This is a genomic window from Actinomycetospora sp., from assembly GCF_055612215.1.
This window is the reverse complement of sequence record NZ_JBVPVA010000885.1, coordinates 1-3,261: the sequence shown is the minus strand read 5'-3', so window position 1 is coordinate 3,261 and position 3,261 is coordinate 1. Positions and strand designations below refer to the sequence as shown.

At 77.0% G+C, this 3,261-nt stretch carries 1 protein-coding gene and 1 pseudogene; both read right to left on the bottom strand.

The genetic code is table 11. The features are described from left to right. Positions 1-2,559: ATP-binding protein (locus tag AC0CYZ_RS24070; protein ID WP_472220018.1), on the bottom strand; the 2,559-nt coding region annotated here is incomplete at its 3' end. 271 nt (positions 2,560-2,830) lie between these two features. Continuing rightward, positions 2,831-3,261, bottom strand: a pseudogene (locus AC0CYZ_RS24065) (hypothetical protein); the annotation flags it as partial.

Here is a 3,261-nt window from a genome sequence, read left to right as displayed (position 1 = left end):
GAAGACGAACTGGCGCGGGGTGTCGTCCGGGCTGTCGTCGTGGTCGCCGAGCGAGCGGGAGGCGGTCGGGCGCGGCGAGAGCGTCCCGAGCATCTCCTCGTACCCGACGTCGGTGGGCACCCGCAGCAGCCGCAGCGCCTCGGCCTGCGCCTCGGCGTCGTCGGTGCGCCCGACGAACACCGCGTCGACCAGCGAGGCGAAGCCCGGCACGCGCAGCAGGTCGCCGGCGAGCTGCGAGGCGAACAGCGCACGGACGTTGAACTTGCGCGAGTCACGGGCGAGCCGGTCGATGAGGACCTTGCCGGTGGGGATCTGGGACAGGAAGTGCGTCTCGTCGAGCGCGACGCCCTTCCGCAGGTCCCGGTCGGCCGTGTAGACGGTGCGCTGGGTGAGCCAGGACGCGAGGTTGAGCAGTTCCACCGCCAGCGACTCGCCGTCGGTCCACTCCTCGCGGGGGCTGCCCGGACGCGGCAGCGTCATGCCCTGCATCGTCAGGACCGTCAGCCGGTAGTCCGCCTCGTCGAGCACGCTCGGATCCCCGGTCACCGGCCCGCCCGGCCCGCGGGGGTCCTCCGGGTCCACGGTGTGCTCGGGGAAGAGCAGCGCGGCCTGGGGCAGCTCGCGGCGCTCCTCGAGGAAGTCGGCGACGACGTCGGCGTGCTCCTCGCCCTCGCGGGCGTGGCGGCGCAGCGTCGCGATGACCTGGCCCGGGTCGCGGTGCTGGCCGCCCCCGACCTCGCGGACCGCGCGGAGCAGCACGATCCGGGTGTGGGGCAGGCGCGCCACGTCGTAGGGCAGCAGGCCGGTCAGGACGTCGAGGACGAGGCGGCGCCGCGTCGCGGCGGCGAGCGAGCGCTCGCGGCGCCACGCCTTCTCCGGGTCGGGCTCGTCGAGGAAGTGGTCGCGGCGCGGCTCGGCGACCACCCGGTAGGGGTTGAGGATGCCGGGATCCGCGCCGAGCAGGTGGATGTGGCGGGAGAACGGGGCGAGCTCGGGCAGCCGGGTGAGCGCCGCGAGCGGACCGGAGGGGTCGAGCACCGTCCAGCGCGCCCCGGCCCGCAACGTCTTGTAGACCATCAGCCCGGTCAGGAACGACTTCCCCGAGCCCAGGCCCCCGACGACCGCGGTGAGGCCCGAGGCGCGCCGGACCTCCTGCGCCATCCACGGGTCCCAGGCGACCGGACGCCGGGTCGCGGTGCAGGTCTCGCCGAGCAGCACCCCGCGCCGGTCGCCCACGCTCGCCGAGGCGGCCGGCACCCCGGCGGCCACCCAGGTCACCGACCCGCGGCGCCGGTAGGCGGTGGAGGCCAGCGGCTCGCCGGGAATGAACTCCCGGGCATAGGCGTACTGCGCCTCGGGGTGCTCGAGCGCCACCTGCGGGCGGTAGAGGTCGAGCACCTGCTGGGCGCGGGTCAGCGCCTCGGCCTCGTCGCGCCCGGAGACCGCCACGCGCCACCAGCCGTAGACCCGGGTGTTGAGCCGCGTGAGCCCGCCGGACAGCTCGTCCTCGATCTGGAGCACGCGGTCGGCCTGGCGCTCCAGCGACATCGGCGGGTCGAGGTCGTGGTCGTGGGTGTAGTGCCGGATCTGGCTACGCACCTTGCCCATCTGGCGCTGCAGCTCGCCCGAGACCTCCTCGGGGCGGCGGACGTAGATCCGCGCGGACCACTCGACGGGGAACGGGAGCCGGTCGCTGCGCTGCATCCAGGGGTCGTCGGCCTCGGGGATGCGCAGCGAGTCCATCAACCCCACCGACAGGACCGCGACGTGGCGCGAGACCGGTTGCAGCCCGTGGCGACCCTGGACGGTCACCGTGGGGGCGTAGGGCTCCTGGTACATCGCGACGCCGTCGGTGAACGCGGCGAGATCCTCGTTCTCCCAGGCCAGATCGGCCTCGGCCTGCACCGAGCGCGGCGCGGGCAGGCCCAGCGCGCAGGAGCGGTGCATCAGCCAGGCCATGTCCTCCGCGGTGCACGGCACCCCGTCGAGCCCCGGCCCGGAGACCAGCGCGTCGACGTGCGCGATCTCGGTCTCGAGCGCGGTCAGCTCGGCGCTCGCGGCCGAGGGCACGATGCGGTGCAGCAGCGGCGACGCCGACTCCAGCCAGCGGTCCACGACGGAGCGCCCGGAGACCTCGACGCCGAGGAACACCTCCTTGTCGGCCATCGACAGGCCCATGAGGTGGCGCTGCTCGCCGGTGAGGAAGTCCTCCCACCCGAGCGCGCCCCCGACGTCGGGCAGGCGGCCCGGCGCGTTGCGGTCGAAGGCCTCCGCCCACCGCGCGACCGGGAACGGGCGGGTGGTGACCCGCAGGTGGCACCAGCGGCCCTGCAGCTCGCCGAGCTGGTCGGCGATGCGGCGGATGAGCGCCTCGCGCTGGGAGTCCGACCGGAAGCTCCACGCCTGCGGGGCGAGGCGGTACCAGGCGGTCACCGTGGACGCGGTACGCGCGATGTTGCCGTCGATGGAACGCAGCGCGATGGCCGACCGGTAGGACGGGGTCGCCGACGCCCCGGCGAGGGCCCGGCCGCGGCGCTTCCGTGACGGGCCGGCACGCAGCCCGCCGCTCCGCGCCGCGTCGTCGGGGTCCTCGCGCGGGTCCCGGTCGCCGGGCCAGGCGGGCTCCGGGTCGGGCGCCTCGACGGCCTCGCCGAAGGTGTCCAGCAGGGCGTCCGCGGCCGCGCCGTCGTCGTCGGGGGCGTCCCGGCCGACGGGGACGACCTCAGCGGGGGTCGACGGCGACCACCCGGGGTAGGAACCCCAGCCCGCGGGCGCGTCCGGCTCGGGCTCCCGGGCCTGCGGCCACGGCGAGCCACGTCCCCGCCCGGTCTCAGGGCCGCGCCGACGAAGCACCGTCGCCCTCCTCGTCGGGTCGGGCACGGGACTCGCCGGGCTCCGCCGCGCCCGGGGCGAAGCGCCGGGCGCCGGTGGCCGGGCGGCTGCGTGGGCGGCGGGGGCGCGAGGCGCCCGGCCGGTCGGCGCGGCGGGCGGTCACGCGCAGCACGCCGCCGTCGTCCTCGGGCACGCCGCCGGCGGGGGGCGGCGCGGCCGCGGTGCGCGACGAGGGCGGTGCGGCCCGGCCGCCGCGGGTGGTCCACGACCGGCCCGGGCGTCGTCGTGGCCGCCGGGCCTCGTGGTCGTCGGCGGGGGTCGTGCGGGCGCCCGGGCGGCGGGCGGACCGGTCGGGGACGGCCAGCGCTCCGTGCGGGTCGGTCCGCCCGGCCGGCAGCGCCCGGCGGGGCCGGGCCGCCTCGATCTGGA